This window comes from Streptomyces sp. NPDC006743 (assembly GCF_040703815.1).
GTDB lineage: Bacteria > Actinomycetota > Actinomycetes > Streptomycetales > Streptomycetaceae > Streptomyces.
On record NZ_JBEYJA010000031.1, the window covers coordinates 66,948 to 92,868 of the forward strand.

Sequence of the window (25,921 nt, forward strand, 5' to 3'; positions counted from 1 at the left end):
GTGCGTCCGGCGACAGGTCTAGGACACGACGTCCTTGCGGGCGAAGGAGCGGAAGGCCAGGGCGAAGAGCACCAGCGCGTAGGCGACGGAGACGGCCGTGCCCTGGATCATCCCCGACCACTCGGGGCGCGGCTGCACGGCGTCGGCCCAGGCGAACTGCCAGTGCGCGGGCAGGAAGTCGCGCCAGTGGCCCAGCGCGGTGACCGCGTCCAGGACGTTGCCGACGATGGTCAGGCCCACCGCGCCGCCCACGGCGCCCAGCGGCGCGTCCGTCCGCGTGGACAGCCAGAACGCCAGCCCCGCGGTGACCAGCTGGGAGACGAAGACGTACGCCACGATCACCACCAGCCGCTGGGCCGCGGTGCCCGCGGCGAGCGCGCCGCCGGTGGGGATCTCCAGCGGTCCCCAGCCGTAGGCGGCGGTGCCGACGGCGAGCGCGACCACGGGCAGGAGCACCATGGCGGCCAGGCTCAGGCCGAGTCCGACGACGAGCTTGGACCACAGCAGCCGGGCCCGGGGCACGGGCGCGGCCAGCAGGTAGCGCAGCGAGGACCAGCTCGCCTCGGAGGCGACGGTGTCCCCGCAGAACAGGGCCACCGGGATCACCAGCAGGAAGCCGGCCGACACGAACAGGTTCACCGCGGCGAAGTTGGCGCCCGAGGCGGTGGCGGTGTCCATCAGGGTCACCTGGTCGTTGCGGCCGCCGGGGTCGCCGCCGATCGCGAAGGCCACGACGAGCACGAACGGCAGCGCGGCCAGGATGCCGCCCATGATCAGGGTGCGGCGCCGCTTCAGCTGCCGGGCCAGCTCCACCCGCAGCGGCAGGGTGCGCCCGGGGTGGTAGCCGGGGGCGACCTCCGCGGTCTCGGTGAGCGTGCTCATGCGGAACCTCCGATCAGGGTGAGGAAGGCGTCCTCCAGACGGCGGTGCGGGCCGACCGAGGCGACGGGCACCTCCAGCCGCACCAGCTCCGCCACCAGGCCCTCGGCCGTGGCGCCGGACTCCAGGCGGACCAGCAGGCCGTCGTCGGTGCGGGTCGCGGAGGCGACGCCCGGCAGCGCGGCCACCTTCCCGGCCACCGGCTCGTCCACGGGTGCCGCGGTGCCGACCAGCAGCGTGTCCCCGGAGCCGACGATGTCACCGACCGGGCCGGCCTGCACCAGCCGCCCGCGGTCCATGACGACCAGGTGCGTGCAGGACTGCTCGACCTCGGCGAGCAGGTGGCTGGAGACGATGACGGTGCGCCCGCCGGCCGCGTACCGGATCATCACCTCGCGCATCTCGCGGATCTGCGGCGGGTCCAGTCCGTTGGTCGGTTCGTCCAGGATGAGCAGGTCCGGCAGGCCCAGCATGGCCTGGGCGATGGCCAGGCGCTGGCGCATGCCCTGGGAGTAGGTGCGCACCGCGCGGGCCAGGGCGTCGCCGAGGCCGGCGATCTCCAGGGCCTCCTCCAGGTGGGCGTCGCCGGGCGGGCGGCCGGTGGCCCGCCAGTACAGTTCCAGGTTCTCCCGGCCGGACAGGTGCGGCAGGAACCCGGCGCCCTCGACGAAGGCGCCGACCCGGGAGAGCACGGGCGCGCCGGGCCGGATCGCGTGGCCGAAGACGCGGATCTCGCCGTCGTCGGGCCGGATCAGGCCCATCAGCATGCGCAGCGTGGTCGTCTTGCCCGCCCCGTTGGGTCCGAGCAGGCCGAGCACCTGGCCCCGCTCGACGCGGAAGGACAGGTCGCGTACCGCGTACCGGTCGGCGGAGCGGGCGTAGCGCTTGGCGAGGCCGGTGATCTGGAGGGGGACGCCGGCCAGCGCCGGGTCGGGGGCCGGGGCGGTGCTGCGGCGGCGGGCGGTGAGCAGCAGCGCGAGCGCGGCCAGCGCGGCCGCGGCGGGCAGCCACCACACCCAGGCGGGCAGCGGGGCCGCCGCGGTCCGCACGCCGGGTGCGGTGGGCACCGACAGGTCGCTCTTCAGGGCGACGGTGTACGTCGCCGGGGCGGCCGGGGAGGCGTAGCCGAGGTCGGTGGAGGCGAGGACCAGGCGGAGCCGGTGGCCCTTCTGCACCTCGTGGTCGACGGCCGGGAGGGTGAGGGTGACGTCCTTGCCGTGCCGCGCGCCCTCGACGCGCACGGGGTCGACGAGCTGGGCGGGCAGCACGGGCCGGGACGAGCCGGGCCCGACGTCGTACACCTTGGCGAAGAGCACGGCGTCGTCGCTGCTGGAGGTGACGTGCACGGTGACCGTGGGCGATCCGGTGATGCGCAGGTCGCTGCCCAGCGGCGCCGACTCGAAGCGCGCGTACTGGCCGGGGAAGTCCAGGGAGACCCCGAGGCCGAGTGCGGAGAGCCGGCCGAGTCCGCCGCCCGCGCCGCCGAGGCCGGGCAGCGCGGAGACCGCGGGCGGGTTGGCGCCCGGCGGGTTCTGGAACCGCTGCTCGCGCCCGGTCAGGGCCACGGCGCGTGCCCCGCTCTCCAGCCCCGGGTACGTGCCGGCGCTCGCGCCGCGCTGCAGGGCCGCGCCGTCGGTGGAGTCGATCCCGCCGGTGCGGGTGACGCGGAAGGCGGGGCCGGTGGCGGCGGCGGCGTCCTGCTTCAGGTAGCGGTCGAACCAGGCGGTCACGCGCGCCTGGATCCGGCCGCTCTCCAGGTCGCCTCCGTCGTGGCCGCCCGCGATCCAGTCCACGGCCACGGGGGCGCCGTTGGCCCGGATCGCCTTCTGCGCCGCGTCGGCCTGGCCGAGCGGGAAGAGCGAGTCGGTCTGGCCCTGCACCAGCAGGGTGGGCACCTTGATCCGGCCGGCGACGGCGGACGGGGAGCGCTCCTCAAGGACGCGGCGCGCCTCGGCGTCCGGCTTCCCCGCCTCGGCGACCCGCTCGTACATCCGGCACAGCGCCGGCTCGAAGCGGGCGCAGCCGCCGCCGGAGTTGAAGAAGACCCCCGCCCAGAGCTTCTTGAAGACGCCGTTGGGGAAGAGGGCGTCCGCGAGGTTCCAGTAGGTGATCTCGGGGGCGACGGCGTCCACCCGGTGGTCGTAGCCGGCGGCGAGCAGGGAGACCGCGCCGCCGTAGGAGGCCCCGGCGAGGCCGACGCGCGGGTCGCCGGGCCCGTCGAGGCGGACCTGCGGCTGCCGGGCCAGCCAGTCGATGAGCCTGCTGACGTCGGCGACCTCACCCTGGGGATCGTTCAGCCCGATCCTGCCGGTGGACCGGCCGAAGCCGCGCGCCGACCAGGTCAGGACCGCGTATCCGCCGGCGGCGAGGTCCTCGGCCTGCTGCCGTACGTCGTCCTTGCTGCCGCCGAAGCCGTGTCCCAGCAGGACGGCGGGGTGGCGGCCGGGCCCGGCCGGGGTGAAGTAGGACGTGTCGAGGCGCACGCCGCCGGCCGTGCTCACGGTCCGGTCGGCGCGGTGCACCGCGGGCGGGTCGTCGGCGGAGGCGACCGCGGTCCAGGTGCCGGCCCCGGCGAGCACCACGAGCGCGGCCCCGGCGGCGAGCCACCGCCGGGGCCCGCGCAGCAGCCCTCGCGGTCCGGGCAGTCGGAGATCCATGGCGTCCACGGTACGGGCCGCCACCGGCGGCCGATGCCACCGCGGGAGCGAACCTCGGCCCCTCCGTGGGGAGTACGGCACGGCCGCGGCGTACCGCGGCCGTGGTACGGATCCGTGGGGGGCGGGGGATCCGAGGGGGATGCGGCGGGCGGCGGGTCAGCCCTGGGCGTCCTCGGGGATCGACACCAGCCAGCGGGTGTCGCGGCGCGGGCGGAGGTAGAAGGCCCAGTACAGGGTGGCCACGGCCATGATGCCGCCGGTCCACAGCAGGTAGGTGGCCTCCTGCTGGGTGAGGATGTACGCGAGGACCGCGATCAGCAGGACGGGCACGGCGGGCCACAGCGGCATGCGCCAGGCGGAGGTGTGCTTGTGGGAGCCGCGGCGGGCCAGCAGGGCGGCGACGGCGACGAGCAGGTACATGCCGGTCACGGAGACGCCGGTGACGCCGTAGAGGGTGTCCAGGTTGACGAAGCACAGGACCGCGCCGGGGACGCCGACGGCGAGCGTGGCGACCCAGGGGGAGCCGAACCGGCCGAGCTTGGCGAAGACGGTGTTGACCGGTCCGGGCCAGGCCTTGTCGCGGGCGGAGGCGAACAGCACGCGGGAGTTCTGGATGACCATGACGATGCCGGCGTTGATGATCGCGAGGGCGACGCAGAGGCTGACGAAGGTGCCGACGGCGGTGTTGGACCAGGCGGTCACCATCGAGCTGAGGTCGCCGCCGGTCAGCTCCTTGATGTCGGTGGCGCCCATGGTGATGGCGACGACCGGCACCAGGATGATCACGGTGGAGATGGCGAGGGTGGCGAGCACGGTGCGGGCCACGTTGCGGCGCGGGTGCTCCAGCTCCTCGGAGAGGTAGACGGCGGTGGAGAAGCCCTGGGTGATGAACAGGGCGATGGCGAGTCCTGAGACCACGAGCATGGCCGTCACGGTGTCGGTGTGGCCGCCCGCCCCGGCCACCTGCATGGAGACCAGGCTGCCGGCGCCCCGGTGGCTGTGGGCGAAGCCCAGGACGGCGACCACGCCCGCCGCGATGACCTCCAGGACCAGGAAGATGCCGGTGATCCAGGCGTTGGCGCGCAGGTCGAGCAGGCCGGCGAGGGTGGCGAGCAGCATGACCCCGGCGCCGGTCAGCGCCGGGTCGAGGTGGACGATCGGCGCCAGGTAGTCGGCGGTGCCCATGGCGATCACGGGCGGCACGATCATGACGACCAGCAGGGACAGCACGAACACCAGCCAGCCCGCCAGCCGCCCGGCCATCGTGGAGACCATGGCGTACTCGCCGCCCGCGCTGGGGATGAGGGTGCCCAGCTCGGAGTAGCAGAACGCCACGGCGATGCAGAGCAGGGAGCCGATGGCGATGGTGAGGGCGGTGGCGGTGCCGAGCGTGCCGAACAGGTCGGGGACGACCACGAAGAGCGTGGAGGCGGGTGTGACGCACGAGAGGGTGAGGAGGGTGCCGCCGACGACGCCGATGGAGCGCTTGAGCTGCTGGGGGCTGTCCGTCGTCCCGGTGGGGCTGCCGGCCGCCGTGGGGGTGGCGGTGTGGGCAGGGGGGAGCGTGTCGGTCATGCGGCGGTTCCGATCGACTCGTGCAACAGGTGATGGGGGCTCGGGAGCGCTATCGCCTCCGGCGGCTTCGGTCGTACGTTCTCGTCATCTCGTCCGCTCCCGGCGCCAGCATGGAATCCCGACGAAAACCGTCACGTCAATGGCTGTTCACCTTCGGAATCCGCACCCGAGGCCGGGCGGGTGGCGGCTCGTTTTCACAGGTTGCGCGGCCGCAGCAGCGCATTCGTCAAGCCTCAACAAATTGTGACCTTGCTTTCCAAGGTGCTGGAACCGATCTGCCTCTGCCATCCGTTTCCTCCCGCGCGCACGGGAATCGCAGGGCGCGGCGCAAAAAAAATCGCGGCCGTCCGGATAACGGACGGCCGCGAGGGGGCCTGGCGTCACGCTCAGTGGTTGCGCGGGAACCCGAGGTCGACACCGGCCGGGGCCTCGGACGGGTCGGGCCAGCGGGTCGTGACGACCTTGCCGCGGGTGTAGAAGTGGGTGCCGTCGTTGCCGTAGATGTGGTGGTCGCCGAAGAGCGAGTCCTTCCAGCCGCCGAAGGAGTGGTAGCCCACCGGCACCGGGATCGGCACGTTCACGCCGACCATGCCGGCCTCGGCCTCCAGCTGGAAGCGGCGGGCGGCGCCGCCGTCCCGGGTGAAGACCGCGGTGCCGTTGCCGAAGGGCGAGGCGTTGATCAGGGACACGCCCTCCTCGTAGGTGTCCACACGCAGCACGCACAGCACCGGGCCGAAGATCTCGTCCTGGTACGCCTTCGCGGTCGTCGGCACCCGGTCGAGCAGCGACAGGCCGATCCAGTGGCCGTCCTCGAAGCCCTCCACGCTGTAGCCGGTGCCGTCCAGCACCACCTCGCAGCCCTCGTCCGCGGCGCCCTTGACGTAGGAGGCGACCTTGTCGCGGTGGGCGGCGGTGATCAGCGGGCCCATCTCGGAGGCCGGGTCATCGCCCGGACCGATCTTGATCTTCTCGGCGCGCTCGCGGATCTTGTCGACCAGCTCGTCGGCGATCGAGCCGACCGCGACGACGGCCGAGATCGCCATGCAGCGCTCGCCGGCCGAGCCGTACGCCGCCGAGACCGCCGCGTCCGCCGCCGCGTCCAGATCGGCGTCCGGCAGGACCAGCATGTGGTTCTTGGCCCCGCCCAGCGCCTGCACGCGCTTGCCGTGGGCGGCGGCCGTGGTGTGGATGTGGCGGGCGATCGGGGTGGAGCCGACGAAGGAGACCGCCTTGACGTCCGGGTGCTCCAGGAGGCGGTCCACGGCCACCTTGTCGCCCTGGACGACGTTGAACACGCCGTCGGGCAGCCCGGCCTCGGACAGCAGCTCGGCGATCTTCAGGGAGGCCGACGGGTCCTTCTCGCTCGGCTTCAGCACGAAGGTGTTGCCGCAGGCGATGGCGATCGGGAACATCCACATCGGGACCATCGCCGGGAAGTTGAACGGTGTGATGCCCGCGACCACGCCCAGCGGCTGCCGGATCGAGGCCACGTCCACCCGCGTGGCGACCTGCGTCGACAGCTCGCCCTTGAGCTGCACGGTGATGCCGCAGGCCAGGTCGACGATCTCCAGGCCGCGCGCGACCTCGCCGAGCGCGTCGGAGTGCACCTTGCCGTGCTCGGCGGTGATCAGCTCGGCGATCTCGTCGCGGTGCGCGTCCAGCAGGGCGCGGAAGCGGAACAGGATGGTGGTGCGCTGGGCCAGCGAGGACTGGCCCCAGGTGCGGTACGCGTCCTTGGCGGCGGCCACCGCCGCGTCCACCTCCTCCACGGACGCGAACGCCACCTTCGTGGTGACCGCGCCGGTCGCCGGGTCCGTGACCGGCCCGTACGACCCCGAGGCGCCTTCGACGGACTTGCCGCCGATCCAGTGGTTGACGATCTTCGTCATTCCGGGTTACTCCTTCGCAGAGGGCGGCGTCGGGTCGAGACGTGCCGTTCGTGGAACTCGTGTGCCGGGACCGGTACCGGGGAGGGGCCGGGGCCGCCGGTCCGGGGTGCGGTCGCCGTCACCAGACCATCCCACCAGCAACGCGCCCGGACCGCGCCCGACACTGTGTCTGCGGTTCGCCGGTCCGTGTAGACACATGTGGGAGTGACCGCCGCCCGCGTCGCGGGCCGGGGCGGGCGGGGGACCTCCGGCGCGGGGCCGTAGCGGGCGGGGAGTCGTCGCTCGCACTTCGCTCCTGCCAGGGCGAAGCGGTCTCCCGCGCCGGAGGCGATCGGTGGCCGGGCGGCACGCGGCGCACGGGTGCCCGCACCCAACGCGCGCCTCGCGCCCGGGGTTTGGAACTCTGCTCGCGCCGGACCGGCGGACAACTGCACCGTACAACCGTCAGGTGTCCGGCGTCCGGCGCACGCGCAGCCGAGCGGACGTACGGTCTCCACCGCCCGTTCGGTTCCGGGCGGGCGCCCCGTTCCGGACGGGCGGCCGGTCCCGGACGGGCGGCTGGTTCCGGACGGGCACACGGCCCCGCACGGGCGGCCGGTTCCGGGCGGGCGGCCGGTCGCCGACCTCACCGCACCGCGCCGGCCGCGAGGGCCGACTCCACCTCGGCGGCGGTGGGCATCGCGGAGGAGCATTCGAGGCGGGAGGCGACGATGGCGCCCGCGGCGTTGGCGTGGCGCATGACGCGCTCCAGGTCCCAGCCCGCGAGCAGTCCGTGGCACAGCGAGCCGCCGAAGGCGTCCCCCGCGCCGAGGCCGTTGAGGACCTCGACCGGCAGCGGCGGCACCTCGGCCGCCTCGCCCGTGCGGGCGAGCGCGAGGACGCCCTTGGGGCCCTGTTTCACGACCGCCAGGCCGACTCCGGCGTCCAGCAGGGCGCGGGCCGCGGCGTGCGGGTCGCGCAGGCCGGTGGCGACCTCCACCTCGTCGAGGTTGCCGACCGCGACGGTGGCGTACCGCAGGGCCTCGGCGTAGAAGGGGCGGGCGGCGGCCGGGTCGCGCCAGAACACGGGCCGCCAGTCGAGGTCGAAGACCGTCGGGCCGGACTTCGCCCGGTGGGCGAGTGCGGCGAGCGTCGCCGTGCGGCTGGGCTCCTCGCTCAGCCCGGTGCCGGTCACCCAGAAGACCCGCGCCGCGCCGATCGCGGCCAGGTCGAGGTCGCCGGCCTCGATCTCCAGGTCGGGCGCCTTCGGCTGCCGGTAGAAGTAGAGCGGGAAGTCGTCCGGCGGGAACACCTCGCAGAAGGTGACCGGGGTGGGCAGTCCCGGCACCGCCGTGACGTAGCGGTCGTCCACGCCGAAGCCGCGCAGCGCCTCGTGGAGGTAGGTGCCGAACGGGTCGTCGCCGGTCCGGGTGATCACCGCCGTACGCCGGCCGAGGCGGGCCGCGGCGACCGCGACGTTCGTCGCCGAGCCGCCCAGGAACTTCCCGAAGGCGGACACGCGGGCCAGCGGCACGCCCGTCTGGAGGGGATAGAGGTCCACCCCGATCCGCCCCATGGTGATCACGTCGTACACGATCGGTTTCCCTTCGCGTCGGCTCCCCCGGTTCTAGTGCGGGAGACGGAGGCCTGTCAATGCTTTGTCCGGACATTCGGACGAGAGGAGAACGGGGGCGCCGCCCTGATGATCCCTTCCGCCCGCCGGGTCCGCTTCCGCCCGCGCGGCCCGGGTCTGTCACAAAGCAACTTCTTCGTCACACATGTCCCAGGTCCGTCTCCTGCCGGTCACATCCGTCCGACAGGCCCGTTCCGCCGCCGCCCGCGCGTCGTTCACGCGGCACAGGCTCAGTTGATCACCGGCGCACGCCCGGCTCCCCCGGCGGCCACCCGGCCGCCTCCGTGGCGCGCGCGGGGAGGTGCACGTCATGACCGACCGGAAGCTCTGGTCGTACAGGGAGATCGCGGCGCACATCCGGGTGCAGCCGGACACCGTGCGGTCCTACCGCAAACACGGTCTGCTGCCCCCGCCCGACCGTGTGGAGGGCGGCCGGCCGTACTGGTACGCCGACACGGTCCGCGCCTGGGCGGCCGCCCGGCCCGGCAACCGGGGCCGCAGAGCCGCGGACTGACCCGCGCCCCGGGCGGGCCGGACGTCCCGCTCAGCGCCAGGGGTCGATCACCGTGACCCCGGCGCCCGGGGCCGACCCCATCACCGCGAGCGCGTCCGGGGCGGCCGCCAGGCCGATGACCGAGGTCACCAGCAGGTCGGGGCGCACGGTCCCCGCCGCCACGAGCCGCAGCAGTTCCGGGTAGGCGTGTGCGGCCATGCCGTGGCTGCCGAGGATCTCCAGCTCCAGCGCGATCACGCGGGCCATGGGGACCGGGGCCGTGCCGTCCGCGGACGGCAGCAGGCCGACCTGGACGTGGCGGCCCCGGCGGCGCAGGCCGTCGACGGAGGCGGCGCAGGTGGCGGGTGAGCCCAGCGCGTCCAGCGAGAGGTGGGCGCCGCCGCCGCTCAGCTCACGGACCGCCGCGGCCGGGTCCGGGACGGCGGAGGCGTCCACCACCTCGGCGGCACCGAAGCTCCGCGCCAGCTCCAGGGCGCGCGGTGACACGTCCACCGCGACCACGCGCGCGCCGCACGCCGCCGCGATCATCACCGCGGACAGCCCCACACCGCCGCAGCCGTGCACGGCGACCCACTCGCCGGCGGCGGCCCGGCCCTGCCGGACCACCGCGCGGTAGGCGGTGGCGAAGCGGCAGCCGAGCGAGGCGGCGGTCACGGACGACAGGTCCCCGGGCACGGCCACGAGGTTCACGTCGGCGTGGTCGAGCGCCACGTACCGGGCGAAGGAGCCCCAGTGGGTGAACCCCGGCTGGGTCTGGCGTTCGCAGACCTGCTGGTCGCCCGCCGCGCAGGAGGCACAGCCGCCGCAGGCGCACACGAAGGGGACCGTCACCCGGTCCCCGGGCCGCCACCGGGCCACCCGCGGGCCCGCCGCCTCGACCACTCCCGCCAGTTCGTGGCCCGGCACGTGCGGCAGCGCGATGCCGGGGTCGTGCCCCTGCCAGCCGTGCCAGTCGCTGCGGCACAGGCCGGTCGCCTCGACCCGCACCACGACTCCGTGCTCCGCCGGGCGCGGGTCGGCGACCTCACGCACCTCGGCCGGCTCCCCGAACCGTTCGAACACCACCGCCCGCATCGACCGCCCTCGCCTCCGTCCGGGAAACCGCTCGGGGAAACACTCGCGGAAAACGCCGCCGGGCGCACCGTGCCGCTCCTTTGATAAATACCCCCTAGGGGTATAGTGTCGAATGCAGTGAGCCCCTCTGGGCCACTCCCATCCCGCACACCACGACGAGGAGAGCGACATGACCGCCCAGACCGAGACCCCGGACACCGTCACCACCGTCTACCAGGTGAGCGGCATGAGCTGTGGACACTGCGAGGGCTCCGTCTCCACCGAGATCTCCGGACTGCCCGGCGTCACCTCGGTCAAGGCCGTCGCCTCCACCGGCGAGGTCACCGTGGTCTCCGCCGCCCCGCTGGACGAGGCGGCCGTGCGCGCGGCGGTGGACGAGGCGGGCTTCGAGCTCGTCGGCCGCGCCTGACCAGCGGGCGCACCGAACTCACGTATCTCTCGACACCGGGCCGTATCGACCAGCTGATACTGGTTCTGTACGGCCCGGTCCGTTCTCTGGAGTACGGACATGACCAGCACCACCACCCACGCGGCGACGCCCGCCGGGACACCGGCACCCCCCGGCACCCCGGGCGGCCCCGCGGCCACCGGGACTTCCGCAGCCGCCGGCACCTTTGAGGTCGAGCTGCTCATCGGCGGGATGACCTGCGCCTCCTGCGCGGCCCGCGTGGAGAAGAAGCTCAACCGCATGGAGGGCGTGAGCGCGACGGTCAACTTCGCCACCGAGAAGGCGCGGGTGACCTACCCCCCGGGGGTAGCGGTGTCCGACCTCGTCGCGACCGTGGTGAAGACCGGGTACACGGCCGAGGAACCGCCGCCGCCGGAGCCGGAGCCCGCCTCGCAGGACGCCCAGGCCGCTCCCGCCGCCGACCCGGAACTGACCTCGCTGAGCCAGCGCCTGATCGTTTCCGCACTGCTCGCCGTCCCGGTCGTCCTGCTCTCCATGGTGCCCGCCCTCCAGTTCGACAACTGGCAGTGGCTGGCGCTGACCCTCACCGCGCCGGTCGTGGTCTGGGGCGCCCTGCCCTTCCACCGCGCGGCGCTCACCAACGCCCGGCACGGCGCCGCCACCATGGACACGCTGGTCTCGGTCGGCACGCTCGCCGCGTTCGGCTGGTCTCTGTGGGCGCTGTTCCTCGGTGACGCGGGCATGCCCGGCATGCACGACGAGTTCCGGCTCACCGTCTCCCGGATGGACGCCGCCTCGACGATCTACCTGGAGGTCGCCTCCGGGGTCGTCGCGTTCATCCTGCTCGGCCGTTACCTGGAGGCCCGCTCCAAGCGGCGGGCGGGTGCCGCGCTGCGCGCGCTGCTGGAGCTGGGCGCCAAGGACGTCTCCGTGCTGCGGGAGGGCCGCGAGGTCCGCGTGCCGGTCTCCGCGCTGGCCGTGGGCGACCGGTTCGTCGTGCGGCCCGGTGAGAAGGTCGCCACCGACGGCACGGTCGTCGAGGGCGCCTCGGCGGTGGACGCCTCCATGCTGACCGGCGAGTCCGTCCCGGTCGACGTGGGCGTGGGCGACGCGGTCACGGGCGCCACGGTCAACGCGGGCGGCCGGCTGGTCGTCGAGGCCACCCGGGTCGGCGCCGACACCCAGCTCGCCCGGATGGCGAAGCTGGTCGAGGACGCGCAGAACGGCAAGGCGCAGGTGCAGCGGCTGGCCGACCGGATCTCGGCGGTCTTCGTGCCCGTGGTCCTGCTCATCGCCGTCGGCACCCTGCTGGCCTGGCTGCCGGCCACCGGCGACGTCACCGCCTCGTTCACCGCGGCGGTCGCCGTCCTGATCATCGCCTGCCCGTGCGCGCTGGGCCTGGCCACGCCGACCGCGCTGATGGTCGGCACCGGGCGCGGCGCCCAGCTCGGCATCCTCATCAAGGGCCCCGAGGTGCTGGAGTCCACCCGCCGCGTCGACACGGTCGTCCTGGACAAGACGGGCACGGTGACCACCGGCCGGATGACCCTCCAGGAGGTGTACGCCGCCGAGGGCACCGACGAGAAGCTGCTCCTGCGGCTCGCGGGCGCCCTGGAGCACGCCTCCGAGCACCCCGTGGCCCGGGCGGTCGCGGCCGGCGCCGAGGAGCGCGTGGGGCCGCTGCCGGCGGCCGAGCACTTCGAGAACGTCCCGGGGCGGGGCGTGCGCGGGCGCGTGGAGGGCCACGAGGTCGCCGTGGGGCGGCTCTTCCCGGACCTGCCCGAGGAGGTGGACCGGGCGCGACGCGAGGCCGAGGCGAGCGGGCGCACGGCCGTCGTGGTCGGCTGGGACGGCGTGGCACGGGGTGTCGTGGCCGTGGCGGACGCGGTCAAGGAGAGCAGTGCGCAGGCCGTGCGGCAGCTGCGCGCGCTGGGGCTGCGGCCGGTGCTGCTGACCGGTGACAACCGGCCGGTCGCCGAGTCGGTGGCGCGGGCCGTCGGCATCGACGCCGGCGACGTGATCGCCGAGGTGCTCCCGGAGGACAAGGTCGAGGCCGTACGGCGCCTGCAGGCCGAGGGGCGGACCGTGGCCATGGTCGGCGACGGGGTCAACGACGCCGCCGCGCTCGCCACCGCCGACCTGGGCCTGGCGATGGGCACCGGCACCGACGCCGCCATCGAGGCCGGCGACCTGACGCTGGTGCGCGGCGACCTGCGGGTGGCCGCGGACGCGATCCGGCTGTCGCGGCGGACGCTGGCCACGATCAAGGGCAACCTCGTGTGGGCCTTCGGGTACAACGTGGCCGCGCTGCCGCTGGCCGCGGCCGGTCTGCTCAACCCGATGATCGCGGGCGCGGCGATGGCGTTCTCCTCGGTGTTCGTCGTGACGAACAGCCTCCGGCTGCGCACGTTCCGCTGAGCCGGCCCCGGCCGGGCACCGCGGGTGCCCGGCCGGGGCAAAGTGCCGGACCCCCTGGAGTCCGGCGCGCGCCTCACATAAGCTCTTCACAAGGCTCGCGCATCTTCCTTACGCTTGGGCCTCGATCGCCATATCAGGGCTCTTGCGTACCTATGGGACATACGCAAGAGACGCACGTCACAGTGACGTGAACGTAACCATCGAAGGGGTTCGAAGGTCTAAGTTTGGCGATGTCAGGAAGCGTCTTGGGGGGCGCCGACTGACGTCTGGGGATGTCTTGGGGGACTTCCCTGGAACTGCGTTGCCGGGGCACGTACTTCGGGAAGCTTTGAGCGGCCCTCCCGGGCGTGCGCTGTCCCGGCAGAGCGCAGTGGTGCGGTACCGCGGTGCGGCAGTGGTGCAGTAGTACGGCATCACGGCGCTGCGGCAGTACGGCAGTACGGCAAGACAGCGGTTCAGGCGCTGGTCTCCACAGACGCCCGGCCGGATCCCGTGGGGGGAATCCGTTACCGGGACATGGGAAGGCGCCCTGGTCGCCGGCCCGTGGGGGGACTGGTGTCAGGGCGCCTTCTCCTTTTCATGGCTCGGTCACCTCCGGGGCTCCGGGACCGGGGAGCCGTGTGCGGCCCTGCCGCCCGCCGGGACCGCGACCGCGCCCGGACCTGCCGCCCCGCCGGGACCGCGCCCCTGCCCGTCCCCGCCGCCCGACGGGACCAACGGTCCCGCCCGGACCTGCCGGTGAGCGGCGGGTGCCCTTGATGCTCCTGCCCGGTCGTCCGTGAGCGCGGCCGCCCGACACCACGACCGGCCCCCTCGCCTCCGGACCTGCCGTCCGCCCCTGCCCCCCGACGCGCGAAGGCCCCGCACCCGCCGGCTGACCGGCGGATGCGGGGCCCAGGCTCGGGGCCGGGAGGCGGGGTGCCTCAGCGCTCCTCGACCGGGACGAAGTCGCGCTCGACGACGCCCGTGTAGATCTGGCGCGGGCGGCCGATGCGGGAACCCGGCTCCTTGATCATTTCCTGCCACTGGGCGATCCAGCCCGGCAGCCGGCCGAGCGCGAACAGGACCGTGAACATCTCGGTCGGGAAGCCCATGGCCCGGTAGATCAGACCGGTGTAGAAGTCGACGTTCGGGTAGAGCTTGCGCTCGACGAAGTAGTCGTCGGAGAGCGCGTGCTCCTCCAGCTTGAGGGCGATGTCGAGCAGCTCGTCGGACTTGCCCAGCGCCGAGAGCACGTCGTGCGCGGCGGCCTTGATGATCTTGGCGCGCGGGTCGAAGTTCTTGTAGACCCGGTGGCCGAAGCCCATCAGGCGGACGCCGTCCTCCTTGTTCTTCACCTTGCGGATGAAGGTGTCGACGTCGGAGCCGGAGTCGCGGATGCCTTCGAGCATCTCCAGCACGGACTGGTTGGCGCCGCCGTGCAGCGGGCCCCACAGCGCGTTGATGCCGGCCGAGATGGACGCGAACATGTTGGCCTGCGAGGAGCCGACCAGGCGGACGGTGGAGGTCGAGCAGTTCTGCTCGTGGTCCGCGTGCAGGATCAGCAGCTTGTCCAGCGCGGAGACGACGACCGGGTCCAGCTCGTACTCGTCGGCGGGGACCGAGAAGGTCATCCGCAGGAAGTTCTCGACGTAGGAGAGGTCGTTGCGCGGGTAGACGAACGGGTGACCGATCGACTTCTTGTACGCGTACGCCGCGATCGTCGGGAGCTTGGCGAGCAGGCGGACCGTGGACAGGTCGCGCTGCTTCTCGTCGAACGGGTTGTGGCTGTCCTGGTAGAAGGTGGACAGCGCCGAGACGACCGAGGACAGCATCGCCATCGGGTGGGCGTCGCGCGGGAAGCCCTTGTAGAAGTTCTTGACGTCCTCGTGCAGCAGGGTGTGCCGCGTGATCTCGTTCTTGAAGGTGGAGAGCTCGTCGACGGTCGGCAGCTCACCGTTGATGAGCAGGTAGGCCACCTCCAGGAAGGTGGAGCGCTCCGCCAGCTGCTCGATGGGGTAGCCGCGGTACCGCAGAATGCCCTGCTCGCCGTCGAGGTAGGTGACGGCGGATTTGTACGCTGCCGTGTTGCCGTAGCCGCTGTCCAGAGTCACCAGACCGGTCTGGGCGCGGAGCTTCCCGATGTCGAAGCCCTTGTCGCCGACGGTGCTGTCGACCACCGGGTAGGTGTACTCGCCGCCGTCGTACCGCAGTACTACAGAGTTGTCGCTCACGTCTTCCCTCACCGACGTAGTGCCTCATCTTCGAGGTGCCCTGACTGTCTCTACCATCCCCCATTTGGCTCAGGAGAGTGCACTCGGGGTCGACCATTGGGCCTATGGGCGGCACTCAGTGCCGCCAACCTGCTCATCCTGCCCCCTCGACCGGGCGACGGGAAGTGCTCTGTGACCTTTGCGACTCGTTTGATCGATCATTTTTTGTGATGCCGGGGTGACGGCCGGGGCGCCAGGGGTCCGCGGCGGCCCGTTCGTGCATTTTTGCGGCCTCTGGGCCTCTTCTGGAACTTTTTTACGCCTTCGTCAGCCCTTGAGCCGGAAATCCAGCGCCGTGCACCGGCGTCCCGCCGACACCGTACGCACCGCCTGGCCGATCGCCTTGCGCGAACCGACCAGGACGACCAGCTTCTTGGCCCGGGTCACCGCCGTGTAGAGCAGGTTCCGCTGGAGCATCATCCAGGCACCGGTGGTCACCGGGATGACGACGGCCGGATACTCGCTGCCCTGCGAGCGGTGGATGGTCACCGCGTAGGCGTGCGCGAGTTCGTCCAGCTCGTCGAAGTCGTAGGGCACCTCCTCGTCCTCGTCCGTCAGCACCGTCAGGCGCTGGTCGACCGGGTCGAGCGAGGTGACCACGCCCACGGTGCCGTTGAAGACGCCGTTGGCCCCCTTCTCGTAGTTGTTGCGGACCTGGGTGACCTTGTCGCCGACCCGGAAGACCCGGCCGCCCAGCCGCTTCTCCGGCAGGTCGGGACGGCCCGGGGTGACGGCCTGCTGGAGGAGCCCGTTCAGCGCGCCCGCGCCCGCCGGCCCCCGGTGCATGGGGGCGAGCACCTGCACGTCCCGGCGCGGGTCGAGCCCGAAGCGGGCCGGGATCCGGCGCGCGGCGACGTCCACGGTGAGCCGGCCCGCCTCCTCGGTGTCGTCCTCGACGAAGAGGAAGAAGTCCTTCATGCCGTCGGTGAGCGGATGCTGCCCGGAGTTGATCCGGTGCGCGTTGGTCACCACGCCGGACTGCTGGGCCTGGCGGAAGACACGGGTGAGGCGCACCGCCGGGACCGGGCTGCCGTCGGCCAGCAGGTCCCGGAGCACCTCGCCCGCGCCCACGCTGGGCAACTGGTCCACGTCCCCCACGAACAGCAGGTGCGCGCCCGGCGGCACGGCCTTGACCAGCTTGTTGGCGAGCAGCAGGTCCAGCATGGACGCCTCGTCGACGACGACGAGGTCGGCGTCCAGCGGCCGGTCCCGGTCGTACGCCGCGTCGCCGCCGGGCTTCAGCTCCAGCAGCCGGTGGACGGTGGAGGCCTCGGCGCCGGTCAGCTCGGCGAGCCGCTTGGCGGCCCGGCCGGTCGGCGCGGCCAGCACCACCTTGGCCTTCTTCGCGCGGGCCAGCTCCACGACCGACCGCACGGTGAACGACTTGCCGCACCCGGGGCCGCCGGTCAGCACCGCCACCTTCTCCGTCAGCGCCAGCTTGACGGCCGCCTCCTGCTCGGGCGCGAGGTCGGCCCCCGTGCGCCCCTTGAGCCATCCGAGCGCCTTGTCCCAGGCCACGTCCCGGAACCCCGGCATCCGGTCCTGCCCGGTCCGCAGCAGCCGCAGCACCTGGGCGGAGAGGGAGAGTTCGGCCCGGTGGAAGGGCACGAGGTAGACGGCGCTGACGGACTCCTGCGCGTCCCCCGCGGCCGCGGGCACCCTCTCCCGTACGACCCCGGGGTCACCGCCCTCCTCGTCCGACTCCGCGAGGGCGGCCAGGCACTCGATGACGAGCCCGGTGTCGACCTGGAGCAGCTTCACGGCGTCGGCGATCAGCCGCTCCTCGGGCAGGTAGCAGTGCCCCTGGTCGGCGGACTGCGACAGCGCGTGCTGGAGCCCCGCCTTGACCCGCTCCGGACTGTCGTGCGGGATGCCGACGGACCGGGCGATCTTGTCGGCGGTCAGGAACCCGATGCCCCAGACGTCGGCGGCGAGCCGGTACGGCTGGTTCTTCACCACGGAGATCGAGGCGTCACCGTACTTCTTGTAGATCCGCACGGCGATGGAGGTCGACACCTCCACCGTCTGGAGGAAGAGCATGACCTCCTTGATCGCCTTCTGCTCCTCCCAGGCGTCGGCGATCTTCCTGGTCCGCTTGGGCCCGAGCCCGGGCACCTCGACGAGCCGCTCGGGCTCCTCCTCGATGACCCGGAGGGTGTCCACCCCGAAGTGCTGCGTGATCCGGTCGGCGAAGACCGGCCCGATCCCCTTGACCAGTCCGGAGCCGAGATAGCGACGGATGCCCTGGACCGTGGCCGGCAGGACGGTCGTGTAGTTCTCGACGTGGAACTGCTTCCCGTACTGCGGATGGGACCCCCACCGCCCCTCCATCCGCAGCGACTCCCCCACCTGCGCACCGAGCAGCGCCCCGACGACGGTCAGCAGGTCCCCGGCGCCCCTGCCGGTGTCGACCCGCGCGACCGTGTACCCGTTCTCCTCGTTCGCGTACGTGATCCGCTCCAGCACCCCTTCGACCACGGCAAGCCGCCGCTCCCCGGTGTGGGTTCCCGCCTGTTGCGCCATGGAGCCGACGGTACCGGTGGGGGGTGACAGGGGTGGACGGGCAGGGGTGGGCGGGGGCTACCGGAGGGAGGGGCGGGCCGCCGGTGAGGGCGGCCCGCCCGGCTCACGGGGCCGGCCGACGGGTCACACCGGGTCGATCACCCAGCGGGACGCCGTGCTGATGGTGGGCTGGAAGACGACCGTGGCCCCCACCTTCCCGTTCGCGTCCAGGTACTTGCCGCTCTGGTCGTGCCGGATGGACTTCGGGCTGCCGGAGGTGGTCGTCCACTTCTGGTACGCGCCGCCGTTGCAGGGGAACGTGTAGACGTCCGCGCCGTTCCCGTCGAGGCAGTGGCCCGACGCCGGGTTCCTGAAGACGCCGCCGCTGATCTGCCACACCTGCTTCGCGCTGCGGTCGCAGGTGCCGAGGACCAGGTTGCCCTTGCCTCCCGAGATGTTCACCTGGAGGCAGGAGTTGCTGCTGTTGCCGTTGATCACCTGGTAGTTCACCGCCGCCGCCTGGGCCGAGGTCGCGCCGCCGACCAGCAGCGCCGAACCGCATGCGAGCGCCGCGCCCGCGCCGGCGAGTCGGGTGAGGCTTGCCTTGAGTTCCATGGTTGATCCCCTCGTCGAGTTCAGGTCGTTGGCGTGCCGTCTGTGCCGCCGTCCACGGTGCCGGGTGGCGCCGCTGGGGAGCGGCGGTCCCGGAGGAGTCCGGATCCGCCGGGCTCCCCCGCTGGACGCGCCGTGTCCGCGGGCTGGGGAGTCCGGACGATTCCGGAGAGCGGAGCGGGGGAAAGCCGCGTACATGAAGGGACCTGGCTCACCACAAAGCTGGTTCGTCAACCGGTTGCAGCGGTTGCGCACGGCCGCGGGCTCACCGGCCCAGGCGCAGTTGCTGGCCCACGACGAGCACAAGGTCCTCACCCGGTCGTCGCTGTCGGACCTGCTGGCGGGCAAGTTCAGCAAGCCGCCCCCGTGGGAGCGGGTCGCGGCCTACGCGACCGCCTGCGTCCGGGCCGCGCACGCCGGCCGGATCGACCTCTCCTGCGAGGAGGAACTCGCGCGGCTGCGAAGCGACCACGCCACGCTCACCGACCTGTTCGAGACCACTGCCGGAACGGTCCGCACGCCGGCGGCCCGCCTTCCGGGCCCGCGGCACCGTCCGGCGGCCTACCGGCTGCCGCCGCGCAACACCCACTTCACCGGCCGCGACGCCACGTTGCGTGAGTTACGGCGCCGCCTGACCTCGGGCGGCGAGGGCGCGATGCAGGTCGTGCACGGGCTGGGCGGTGTCGGCAAGACGCAGCTCGCGGTCGAGTACGCCTACCTCTACCGGTCGGAGTACCGGTTCGTGGCGTTCGTCGACGCGGAGGACCCCGATCTCGTCCCCTCGCAGTTCGCTTCGCTGGCCCGGGAGCTGGGACTGGCGGAGGTGGACTCCGAACAGGTCGTCCACCGGGTGTACGGCGAACTGCGGGACCACCGGCCCTGGCTGGTCATCTTCGACAACGGCGAGAGACCCGGCACGCTCAGGGACGCGCTGCCGTCGGGTGATCTGGGCAGCGGCGGCCACCTCGTCGTCACGACCAGACTGCGCGGCTGGTCGGGCAGGGCCGGCGTCCTCGACCTGGACGTCTTCTCCCGGCGGGAGGCGGTGCAACTGCTGACCCGGCGGGTGTGCGGCATGACCGCTGAGGTGGCGGACCGGATCGCCGAGCACCTGGGGGACCTCCCGCTGGGGCTGGAGCAGGCGGCCGGGTACATGGACTACCACCACACCGCGCCCGCGGAGTACCTGGCTCTGCTGGCGTCGCGGCTGGAGGACATGATCGCGCTGGGTGAACTGACCGACCGGCCCGCGGTGGTGGTCGCGACCCTGTGGCAGCTCAGCGTGCGCAAGCTGCGGAGCCAGCGGCCGCAGGCCATGCGGCTGCTGGAGCTGTGTGCGCTGCTGGCCCCGGAGCCGATCCCGCTGGACCTGTTCGGCGGCGAGGAACCGCTGATCGCGGCGGCGGCCGACCCGGTGGCGTGGGACGTGACGGTCGGTGCCCTGGCCGGCCTGGGGCTCGCCCGGCGCGGCGCCTCCTCCCTGGTGCTGCACCGGCTGGTGCAGGCCGCCATCCGCGCCGCGATGCCGGACGACGTGCGCGCCGACGCACGCGTACGACTGTGCCGGGCGCTGCTCGCGGCCGTGCCGCACGACGTCCACGGTGACCCGCGGGCGCGGTCGCGCTGGCAGGAACTGCTCCCGCACGCGCTCGCGGTGACCAAGGACGAGCCGCCGGCCGAGTGCGCGGCGGAGACGGCGACGCTGCTGAGGCTGGCGTCGGCGTTCCTCCTCTCGATCGGGGACCACTCGGTGGCACTGCCCCTGTGCGAGCGGGCTCTCGCGATCGACGAATCGCTCGGACAGCGGGACGCGGAGACCGGCTTCGACCTGATCACGCTGGCGCAGATCCACCGGGACCGCGGCGCTCCGGAGCGAGCGCGTCCGCCGGCGGAACGTGCGCTGGACCTGCACGAGTCCTGTCTGCCCGCGGACAGTCCCGCCATCGCGACGGACCTGGCCACGCTGGCCCGGATCCATCACCTTCTCGGAGATCACGAGGCGGCGGTGCCCCTGGCCGAGCGGGCGCTGCGGATCGACGAGGCGGCGTACGGGCCGGACGACCCGTACGTGAGCTTCGACCTGATCGCCCTGGCCAGTGTCCACCTCAGCCTGGACGACCACGCCGTGGCCGTGCCGCTGATCTCCCGGGCGTTACGGATCCGCGAGGCCAGTTACGCGCCGGACCACCTGTACATCGGGTACGCCCTGCTGCTCAAGGCCCGGGCCGTGCATGCGCTGGGCGACCCGGCCGCGGCGGCCCTCGCACGCCGGGGCGCGCTGATCCTGAAAACCCGGCTGGGCACGTCCCACCCCAAGACGGAGGACGCCTTCGCTCTGGCCAACCGCTTGCAGGAGGACAGCGGTTGCCGCGAACACGCGGAACTCTCCGCAGCCGCCGAGGCCCACGAGACAGAGGCCGCCGCACCGGTCCCGGACTCACGTCCGTCACGGGCGCCGGGGGCGGTGACGTGAGCTGGCGCGGGCGGTCACGCGCGGAGGGGGGCGGTGACGTGAGCCGTCGCGGACGGTCACGCGGGGAGGGGGCGGTGACGTGAGCTGGCGTGGGCGGTCACGCGCGCCCGGGGGGGCGGTGACGTGAGCCGTCGCGGGCGACGATTGCCGGCTCCGCGCTGCGGCAGAGCGGCTGCGAGGTCCCTCGGGGCCTGGTCGCGCGCGGCTGCCGGCCACCCGGGGGGCTTCGGACCACTGGCTGCTGGCCGGCTACCGGCTACCGGCAGTGACCCTGCATTATTCGGCCCGGCCGGGACGCGAGGCGGGGAACGCGGCCCTGTGCGGAAGCTTTGCCGGCGGGCGGACCATGAGGACGTCGACCGGGTCCTCCGCTTCCAGGACGAACCCGTGGCGTTCGTAGAGCCGGCGGGCGGGGCTGCCCTGGAGGACGTGCAGTGCGACGGCCGTGCCTTCCGCGTCGGCCCGTTCCAGCAGCGTGCCCAGCACGACGGAGCCGAGGCCCCGGCCCTGGTGCCGCGGGGCGAGGTAGAAGTGCTCCAGCCACTGCCTGCCGTCCACCGGGCGGAACGTCACGCAGCCCGCGAGTTCGCCGTCGACCGTGATGACGGACGTGTACCGCGAGGAGAAGCCGTCCCGCAGCCGCTGCCGCACCCGGTGTTCGTCGTAACGCCCGAGGCGTTCCAGGTCCGCGCGCATGACCGCGGCCCGCAACTCAGCGATCGGCTCGATGTCGGCCGTCACCGCGGGACGCAGGGCCCAGCCGGTGGACCGCGCGGTCGTCTCGGTGCTCATGGGCGGAGTATGTCACCGCACCTCGGCGGCCCGTCGACGTGCCGTTTGGGCAGATCACAGCTGGCTGGTCAGGTCGGGGCCACGCCCGTCGGTCGCGGTGCGTGGTCCTCCGGGTCCCAGACGCAGGGCGCGCACTCACTCGGGGCGCGCATCAGCACGGGCACGGATTCTCAGCGGTCTTCAGGGAATCGACGAAGACGGTGAAGACGCCGGGCGAGAAGGAGAGGGTTGCTCTGGACGGGGTCTTCGAGTCCCGTAGGGATATGCGGGTGGGGAGGCTGGCGACTTCGACGCAGTTGTTGCCGTCGCCACCGCCGGAGTAGGAGGACCTGTGCCAGGTGACGGGCGTAGTCATCGTTCGCTTCACTCTTCCTTTATCAGTCTGTGGATGAAGTCACGCGACCGGTCAGAATCGAGTGACGCGCCTTCCACTCTATGGAACAGCTCTCGAAAGACGCCGAGTTGGGCTTCCGAATCGGCAAACCCTGTCCCATGAGGCGCGTCACGGATGACAGTGTCCAGCCTCGGCACCGCGCCGCCCGCCAACATCATCGCGCTCCACGTTCCACCGAAGCCATCCATGTCAAACGGGATGACGCGCACTGTGACGTTTTCCGTCTCGGTGACTTCCAGGAGCCGGGCCAACTGGGCTCGGGATGTGACACGGTCCCCGACCCTGATGCGCAGCGCCGCTTCGTGAACAACCGCTTCGTACGAGGTATGAGCCGGCCCTGAGAGAGTCGCCTTGCGGCGCATCCGGTGCTGGACTCGCCGTTCCACCTCCTCGGGTGGCAGCTCTGGGATCCTTGAGGAAAACGCGGCGCGCGCATAGTTCTCCGTCTGCAACAGGCCCGGCACGAACAGAAACTCGACCACGCGCAGGAACGTGGCGTGGTACTCCAGTTCGGAGAGATCGAGGAAGGAGCTGGGCAGCAGACCTCGGTACTCCTCCCACCAACCACGCGTACGGTCGCCGGCCATGTCGGCCAGCGCGTCGATCAACTCCTGATCCGTGCAATCGTAGTGCGCGGCGATCCGGCGCACTCGCGCCTCGCTGACCCCGGCGAGACCACTCTCGATCTGGCTGATCCGGGCAGCGTCGGTTCCCAGCAATTCAGCGGCTTCGCGCCCTCTGAGACCTGCGGCTTCACGCAGCTTCCGCAGTTCGGCGCCCAGGCGTTCCTGTCGTGCAGTCGCCTGTTGTCGACGTGGCATGGCATTCCTCTCAGGGGCCAACCGCATAGGGGCAGGGCCTCGTTCGGACGGCAGATTACGGCACTGGCTTGCGCCGGACCAAACTTGGCCCCTACCGTCGGTAGCGCGACGAACACGACGCGCACGCCTGAGTGTCGGAAGCGCACCTCTCCGTCATGCCCTGGCGGCTGCGGCAGGCCACCCCTTGGACGGCGCGTCAATTCGCCCTCCTGCTACCCCTCTACCGATCGGAGCTGACGCATGCCCGAGACCCCGACCGAGACCCCTGCCCCGGCCCCGTGGGAGTACTGCCTCTCCATCCCCAACGACCTGCGGGCAGTCACCATCAGCCGCCGCACCCTGCACCTGATCCTCACCATGCACGGCCTGATCCGCCTCGTCGACGCCGCCGAACTCCTCGCCGCCGAGCTGGTGTCCAACGCCGTACGGCACACCAAGGGGCCGGCCGCGTTGCGCGTGCGGTGGTCGGCGGGCGTGTTGCGGATCGGCGCGTGGGACGCCGACCCCGCCCCGCCCAAGCCGCCGGCACCGCTGGAGCAGGTCACCGAACTGAAGGAAGGGCGCGGCCTGGCGCTGGTGAAGGCCTGCTCCGACCTGTGGGGGTGGCAGCCGCTGTCCCGGGAGGGAAACAGGGGAAAGGTCGTCTGGTGCGAACTAGGTGCCGCCTAGACGCAGGCAACGGCCGAGTGCCCGGAAGCGAACTGCCGCGATGGGCGTCTCCCCGCAGCAGCAGGGATCAGTCCGCCACCCACGGTGCCGTCTTCGGGCGGCGCCGCCAATACCAGGGACGGGCACTCTCGCTGGAACTTCCGGTGCCACCAGGGGCGGAAATCGATCGACCGTCGTCATCGATTGTCAACGCACGGAAAACGGAATCGATCCTTTCCACTGCCGCCTTGATTTCGGCACCTCCATCCGAGAGATCACCCAAGGATGCACCGAGTGTGTCGCGATATTCCAGGTCTTCTTTGTACATGGCAGCCGAATACCAGCCGCTAGGTGGCCAGTCACTTCCCATGCGCACACACAGGCGTTCCCAGTTGACCAGCAGCCCGCGGAGCTTGCGCTCCGCTCCGGTCAGACCGGGGGGCAACACCTCGTCAGTCACCGGAGTCGCGATCTCGAAAGCGCGCACAACCTCCGGAAAGCGAGTCACCTGTACGTTCGGCAACTCAACAATGGGAGCCTCGGCCGCTTCAACGGAGACTCCTGCTTCCCCTTGGTCGGATTCGACCACTCGCGCGAGAGTGAATCCCCCGTCAGGGAGTGCCACCTTCCGAATCCACGGGACGCCCCCGCCCCAGTCCGAGAACACTGGGCTTCCGAGTCGGCGCGCAAGCGCCAGAGACAGCTGGTCTTCCGGCGGTCGATGTTGCACGGTTTCCGACGCGTAGACCGTCAGCGACCACTGCAGGTCCCCTTCGAGGACCTCGTATTCGCATGAGACCGAAGCGTCCCAGTTCCTGTCCTCCAGCTCCGAGATGTCAGACACGTCAATATCGCCGATCTGCACGTCGAACGCCTCAGCCAGAACTTTCGGCAGTTTTTCCGGTACCGCATCGCCCACGGTGAGGAATGCATACATCATGCGTAATACTTCCTATACAGCGCTATCGCTTTTTCTACAGCCTGCGGGTTTTCCCTGAACTGGGGCGCCTTGCTGAACATCGTCTGGACCTTGCTCAGGTCACCATCGGCCCGCATGATGCTCTTCAAGGCAGAATACTCCACCCGGTCCATCTGGATGAACCCGGGGCCGTCGACGGGGAAAATTCGTCCGCTCGGCTCTACGGCATATCGCCTACCGTTCACTGTGTAGCGCTGGGACTCCGGGTCGAACTCTGCGCGTCCGGCCGCGATCTCTGAAATGTCATGGCGGACCTCCGCCTTCGTTTCGGGAAGGATGACGGTGTTCTCCTCCTTCGGGACACCGCCACGTATTCCGCTGAGGTCGTGCCGAGAGTTCGGATACAACAGGGTTTTCCCTCGAGCGGACCCCTTCACATCGTCAGAGGCCGGCCACTCATTCACAGGAGGCGGTTGCTGACCGGGGGGAGTTCCACCCTCGCGGCCCGCGGTGCCAGAGCCGTCACCGACCCCGGCAACAGACCCCCCCTCGCCACCACCGGTGGTTGTTTCTCCGTGCCCCCCTGATGCCACCGGCTCATGCGCTCCGGAAGCGCCGCCCTCCGTGGCGCCACCACCGGCATGGCCACCATTGCCGTGGCCGCTGCCATGGCTGCTTGGCGACTCATGGCTTGCGGAAGGGCCCGGCCCATGTTCGTGGGCGTTGCCGCCGGGCAGGTGGTCGTCGGCGTGGCCGCTGGGGGTGTGCTGCGGGGCGTGGCCGCCGGGCAGATGCTCGCCACCCGCGTGGCTCGTGGGGATGTGCTCGCCCCCCGCGTGGACCGTGGGGATGTGCTCGCCACCCGCGTGGACCGTGGGCGGGGTGTGGGTGTCGTCGGCGAGGTGGCCCGTCTCGGCGAGGTCGGTGTCGACGGTGTTGTGCAGGTGGAGGTGTTCCCCGGCGTGGGCTGCGCTGTCGGCGGCGGTGTGGGTGCCTGCGCCGAGCAGGGCCGGTTCCCTGGCCGGCGTGGGGGTGTGGGGGAGGTCCGAGCCTGCCGGACCTGTGCCGGTGGCCGGGGGGTCGAGTTCGTCGGCGTGGATGAGGATGTTGCCGTGGCCGTCGACGATGTGGCCGTCCGGGTGTCCGTAGACCTGCCCGGTGCCCTCGGGGGTGTGCAGCGGGTGCGCGCCGTCGTGGACGACCGGGACGTCGTCGGGGAGTTTGAAGCTGCCGCTGGGCAGCCTGGTCGCTCCCTCGGGAACGGGGGCGCCCTCGGGGAGGTGGAAGCTGCCGTCGGGGAGTTTCACGGTGCCCTTGGGCAGGGTGATCGCGTTCTGGGGGAGTTCAGGGATGTCGATCTTGCCCATGCCCTTCAGGGCCTTGGAGATGTCCCCGATCTTCGACAGACCCGCCCCGGCACCCTTGGCGACATACGTCATCGGATCGATGACCTTGCCCGCCTTCCCCGCCACCGACAACGC

General features: G+C 71.9%; 18 protein-coding genes and 1 pseudogene. 5 read left to right on the forward strand and 14 right to left on the reverse strand.

Annotated features, from left to right (window positions below):
• Positions 1-18 precede the first annotated feature (18 nt).
• The 5 genes from ABZ719_RS23915 to iolC all read right to left on the reverse strand — a co-directional run bounded on the left by ABZ719_RS23915 (position 19) and on the right by iolC (position 8,576).
• Positions 19-882, reverse strand: a complete 864-nt coding sequence (locus ABZ719_RS23915) for an ABC transporter permease (protein ID WP_366727219.1) — start codon at positions 880-882, stop codon at positions 19-21.
• The gene (locus ABZ719_RS23920) at positions 879-3,536 is read right to left on the reverse strand and encodes a CocE/NonD family hydrolase (RefSeq protein ID WP_366727220.1); all 2,658 of its coding nucleotides are present in this window, start codon (positions 3,534-3,536) and stop codon (positions 879-881) included. Before ABZ719_RS23920 ends, ABZ719_RS23915 begins: the two co-directional genes overlap by 4 nt.
• 156 nt (positions 3,537-3,692) lie before the next feature.
• Positions 3,693-5,111, reverse strand: a complete 1,419-nt coding sequence (locus ABZ719_RS23925; protein ID WP_366727221.1) for an APC family permease — start codon at positions 5,109-5,111, stop codon at positions 3,693-3,695.
• Positions 5,112-5,497: 386 nt separating this feature from the next.
• Positions 5,498-7,000, reverse strand: a complete 1,503-nt coding sequence (mmsA, locus tag ABZ719_RS23930; protein WP_366727222.1) for a CoA-acylating methylmalonate-semialdehyde dehydrogenase — start codon at positions 6,998-7,000, stop codon at positions 5,498-5,500.
• 625 nt (positions 7,001-7,625) lie between these two features.
• On the reverse strand, positions 7,626-8,576 hold the full coding sequence (gene iolC / locus ABZ719_RS23935) for a 5-dehydro-2-deoxygluconokinase (RefSeq protein ID WP_366727236.1): 951 nt from the start codon (positions 8,574-8,576) through the stop codon (positions 7,626-7,628).
• A 346-nt stretch (positions 8,577-8,922) separates the two neighbouring features.
• On the opposite strand from iolC, the gene ABZ719_RS23940 reads away from it, so the two are divergent.
• Complete coding sequence (locus tag ABZ719_RS23940) at positions 8,923-9,126, forward strand: MerR family DNA-binding transcriptional regulator (protein ID WP_037864446.1); 204 nt, start codon at positions 8,923-8,925, stop codon at positions 9,124-9,126.
• 30 nt (positions 9,127-9,156) lie between these two features.
• On the opposite strand, the gene ABZ719_RS23945 is transcribed toward ABZ719_RS23940, so the two are convergent.
• Positions 9,157-10,200 (reverse strand): zinc-dependent alcohol dehydrogenase family protein, encoded by a 1,044-nt coding sequence (locus ABZ719_RS23945; protein ID WP_366727223.1) that lies wholly within the window; start codon positions 10,198-10,200, stop codon positions 9,157-9,159.
• A 169-nt stretch (positions 10,201-10,369) separates the two neighbouring features.
• Here ABZ719_RS23945 and ABZ719_RS23950 point away from each other — a divergent pair, with 169 nt between their 5' ends.
• The gene (locus tag ABZ719_RS23950) at positions 10,370-10,609 is read left to right on the forward strand and encodes a heavy-metal-associated domain-containing protein (RefSeq protein ID WP_366727224.1); all 240 of its coding nucleotides are present in this window, start codon (positions 10,370-10,372) and stop codon (positions 10,607-10,609) included.
• Between the two features lie 99 nt (positions 10,610-10,708).
• A complete protein-coding gene (locus ABZ719_RS23955; RefSeq protein ID WP_366727225.1) occupies positions 10,709-13,027 on the forward strand; it encodes a heavy metal translocating P-type ATPase in 2,319 nt (772 codons plus the stop codon).
• A 923-nt stretch (positions 13,028-13,950) separates the two neighbouring features.
• Here the strand turns inward: ABZ719_RS23955 and ABZ719_RS23960 are convergent.
• From ABZ719_RS23960 to ABZ719_RS23970, 3 genes are all read right to left on the reverse strand, one after another.
• Entirely contained in the window at positions 13,951-15,240 is a 1,290-nt protein-coding gene (locus tag ABZ719_RS23960) for a citrate synthase (RefSeq protein WP_037864438.1), read from the reverse strand.
• Between the two features lie 306 nt (positions 15,241-15,546).
• Positions 15,547-17,802 carry an ATP-dependent RecD-like DNA helicase gene (locus tag ABZ719_RS23965; RefSeq protein WP_366727226.1) on the reverse strand — a complete coding sequence of 752 codons (2,256 nt, stop codon included), beginning with the start codon at positions 17,800-17,802 and terminating at the stop codon, positions 15,547-15,549.
• A 123-nt stretch (positions 17,803-17,925) separates the two neighbouring features.
• On the reverse strand, positions 17,926-18,396 hold the full coding sequence (locus ABZ719_RS23970; protein ID WP_366727227.1) for a ricin-type beta-trefoil lectin domain protein: 471 nt from the start codon (positions 18,394-18,396) through the stop codon (positions 17,926-17,928).
• Between the two features lie 193 nt (positions 18,397-18,589).
• Here ABZ719_RS23970 and fxsT point away from each other — a divergent pair, with 193 nt between their 5' ends.
• Entirely contained in the window at positions 18,590-20,866 is a 2,277-nt protein-coding gene (gene fxsT, locus ABZ719_RS23975; RefSeq protein WP_366727228.1) for an FxSxx-COOH system tetratricopeptide repeat protein, read from the forward strand.
• 276 nt (positions 20,867-21,142) lie between these two features.
• Here fxsT and ABZ719_RS23980 read toward each other — a convergent pair whose 3' ends face one another.
• The 3 genes from ABZ719_RS23980 to ABZ719_RS23990 form a co-directional block, all read right to left on the reverse strand.
• Complete coding sequence (locus ABZ719_RS23980; protein WP_366727229.1) at positions 21,143-21,658, reverse strand: GNAT family N-acetyltransferase; 516 nt, start codon at positions 21,656-21,658, stop codon at positions 21,143-21,145.
• A 151-nt stretch (positions 21,659-21,809) separates the two neighbouring features.
• Complete coding sequence (locus ABZ719_RS23985; RefSeq protein WP_366727230.1) at positions 21,810-22,013, reverse strand: DUF397 domain-containing protein; 204 nt, start codon at positions 22,011-22,013, stop codon at positions 21,810-21,812.
• Positions 22,014-22,021: 8 nt separating this feature from the next.
• Complete coding sequence (locus tag ABZ719_RS23990; protein ID WP_366727231.1) at positions 22,022-22,873, reverse strand: helix-turn-helix transcriptional regulator; 852 nt, start codon at positions 22,871-22,873, stop codon at positions 22,022-22,024.
• Positions 22,874-23,113: 240 nt separating this feature from the next.
• On the opposite strand from ABZ719_RS23990, the gene ABZ719_RS23995 reads away from it, so the two are divergent.
• Positions 23,114-23,542 (forward strand): ATP-binding protein, encoded by a 429-nt coding sequence (locus ABZ719_RS23995; protein ID WP_366727232.1) that lies wholly within the window; start codon positions 23,114-23,116, stop codon positions 23,540-23,542.
• Positions 23,543-23,609: 67 nt separating this feature from the next.
• On the opposite strand, the gene ABZ719_RS24000 is transcribed toward ABZ719_RS23995, so the two are convergent.
• Complete coding sequence (locus ABZ719_RS24000; protein WP_366727233.1) at positions 23,610-24,461, reverse strand: hypothetical protein; 852 nt, start codon at positions 24,459-24,461, stop codon at positions 23,610-23,612.
• Positions 24,458-25,921: pseudogene (locus ABZ719_RS24005) on the reverse strand (hypothetical protein); the annotation flags it as partial. The gene ABZ719_RS24000 and the pseudogene ABZ719_RS24005, both read right to left, overlap by 4 nt.

Excerpts from the sequence above, each read along its gene's own strand:
- mmsA (WP_366727222.1), bottom strand. The coding sequence starts at position 7,000 with ATGACGAAGATCGTCAACCACTGGATCGGCGGCAAGTCCGTCGAAGGC.
- ABZ719_RS23985 (WP_366727230.1), bottom strand. The coding sequence starts at position 22,013 with ATGACTACGCCCGTCACCTGGCACAGGTCCTCCTACTCCGGCGGTGGC.
- ABZ719_RS23965 (WP_366727226.1), bottom strand. The coding sequence starts at position 17,802 with ATGGCGCAACAGGCGGGAACCCACACCGGGGAGCGGCGGCTTGCCGTG.
- ABZ719_RS23955 (WP_366727225.1), top strand. The coding sequence starts at position 10,709 with ATGACCAGCACCACCACCCACGCGGCGACGCCCGCCGGGACACCGGCA.
- ABZ719_RS23925 (WP_366727221.1), bottom strand. The coding sequence starts at position 5,111 with ATGACCGACACGCTCCCCCCTGCCCACACCGCCACCCCCACGGCGGCC.
- ABZ719_RS23970 (WP_366727227.1), bottom strand. The coding sequence starts at position 18,396 with ATGGAACTCAAGGCAAGCCTCACCCGACTCGCCGGCGCGGGCGCGGCG.
- ABZ719_RS23915 (WP_366727219.1), bottom strand. The coding sequence starts at position 882 with ATGAGCACGCTCACCGAGACCGCGGAGGTCGCCCCCGGCTACCACCCC.
- ABZ719_RS23980 (WP_366727229.1), bottom strand. The coding sequence starts at position 21,658 with ATGAGCACCGAGACGACCGCGCGGTCCACCGGCTGGGCCCTGCGTCCC.
- ABZ719_RS23950 (WP_366727224.1), top strand. The coding sequence starts at position 10,370 with ATGACCGCCCAGACCGAGACCCCGGACACCGTCACCACCGTCTACCAG.
- ABZ719_RS23995 (WP_366727232.1), top strand. The coding sequence starts at position 23,114 with ATGCCCGAGACCCCGACCGAGACCCCTGCCCCGGCCCCGTGGGAGTAC.
- ABZ719_RS23990 (WP_366727231.1), bottom strand. The coding sequence starts at position 22,873 with ATGCCACGTCGACAACAGGCGACTGCACGACAGGAACGCCTGGGCGCC.
- ABZ719_RS24000 (WP_366727233.1), bottom strand. The coding sequence starts at position 24,461 with ATGATGTATGCATTCCTCACCGTGGGCGATGCGGTACCGGAAAAACTG.
- ABZ719_RS23940 (WP_037864446.1), top strand. The coding sequence starts at position 8,923 with ATGACCGACCGGAAGCTCTGGTCGTACAGGGAGATCGCGGCGCACATC.
- ABZ719_RS23945 (WP_366727223.1), bottom strand. The coding sequence starts at position 10,200 with ATGCGGGCGGTGGTGTTCGAACGGTTCGGGGAGCCGGCCGAGGTGCGT.
- ABZ719_RS23920 (WP_366727220.1), bottom strand. The coding sequence starts at position 3,536 with ATGGATCTCCGACTGCCCGGACCGCGAGGGCTGCTGCGCGGGCCCCGG.
- fxsT (WP_366727228.1), top strand. The coding sequence starts at position 18,590 with ATGAAGGGACCTGGCTCACCACAAAGCTGGTTCGTCAACCGGTTGCAG.